Annotated in this window: 1 protein-coding gene; it reads left to right on the top strand. The window is 36.9% G+C overall.

Annotation, left to right across the window (positions count from 1 at the left end; genetic code table 11):
- Positions 1–915 precede the first annotated feature (915 nt).
- Positions 916–1,257 carry a hypothetical protein gene (locus L1272_RS22985; protein WP_235374366.1) on the top strand — a complete coding sequence of 114 codons (342 nt, stop codon included), beginning with the start codon at positions 916–918 and terminating at the stop codon, positions 1,255–1,257.
- Positions 1,258–1,482 lie beyond the last annotated feature (225 nt).

Genomic DNA, 1,482 nt, shown 5'->3' on the forward strand with positions numbered 1-1,482 from the left:
TATAGAACGTGCGCTAAACGCCAGACCTAGAAAGTGCCTAGGTTACAAACAGCCTGTCGTTGTGTTTAACGAATTACGCAATGCGGCCTAATTTAGCGAGTGGTGCACTTCGGGGTTGAATTCGCGTGCTATATCTCACCGTAAATACTTTGAGTTTTAAAAGCTGATAACCCACTCGTATTTTCAGTCGAACAAGCAAGGCTAAACAAGGGAGTTAATGAAAGTAAAAATACTAGAAATCTCACTGTATCTCCTGAAAGTAAAAAGCCATTGCAAGAATTTGGTAAACACTATTTATCTTTTTTAGTGGCTCGTTATAAACCCCTCAACTCCGAAAGCATAAATTCTTTAGTAGATAAACACAATGTCAGCTCACCGTTTGGACCTATTGGAGGTTGATAGGAAACCCTAACCTTTATTTTGTCTAAAGCCATAGGGGAACATAATTGAGATAGCGAATAACCCTCCGCCGTAAAATCATCTAAATTAAGTACTTGTAGTTCTTAATGAGTACTGTCGATAGAGTATATAGTCTTCAATGTAATTAAAATACGGAGAGAGTTTTTCATTTACAATCCTTCTAACTGTATATACGTAAAGCTACAATTTAACCACTCGCATAGTCAAGAAACGACCCTTTCGCTCGTTTTATACAGTTAAAAAGCTAGCACGACTAGATTTTTATAACACTAGCAATTAGTTAACAAGTTTGTTAAAAATAAACCAATAAGAAAAACGCGCAATTTGCTCGCTATAAACATGTTATATGCCTATGAATAACCTGGAGTGGAATTCGTGTAAAAATGCATTAGCAATGCTGAATGCGTTAAGAGAAAGCGATGAACAAAAGTTCGACAGTTTTACCAAAGAATTGCAACTATTCTATATTGATTGTTGCAGGCATACATTGGGCTATTGCCTCAGGAAAATTTTAAAATAGCGTTAGAAACAGCAAAGTCTTATATCAATGGTGAAGTTTCGGACGAGCAAGTAAGCCATCAAAATTGGTATACTGAGAGTGCTGTTTTTGGAATGGCATATGATGAACCACCATTTGAGTACCGTGCTATTTATGAAAATATTGCTCAACATCTTGAATTGAATTTCGATGAAGCTAGAGATTATGCAATTAAATTGGGGTACTTTATTGATTGGGCTAGTCTTTATGCTCAATCTTTTAACGGTCGTATTCCAAAACAGTACGAAGAGTTTTTAATTCCAGAAATGTTGCGAAAGTATATACCTAAACCATTTTAGATGAACGGCATATAACAATCGCATTAAGGGTGGACGCAAAAAGCTTGGCTGCGTCACTTTGTTCCTATTATAGCCAAGCTTTAATACGCCACTTATGCGGGCGTTGGTATGACTCCCACAGTCAAGTTAAACGCACTGATCCTTGCCTAACTTTTTAAGCCATAATTTCTTCAGCTCGAATTAGAGCGAGTTAATACATAGGATGAAGCAAGTAATGTCGTCGGT

The organism is Pseudoalteromonas sp. PAST1 (assembly GCF_021532515.1).
Classification (GTDB): Bacteria; Pseudomonadota; Gammaproteobacteria; order Enterobacterales; family Alteromonadaceae; genus Pseudoalteromonas; species Pseudoalteromonas simplex.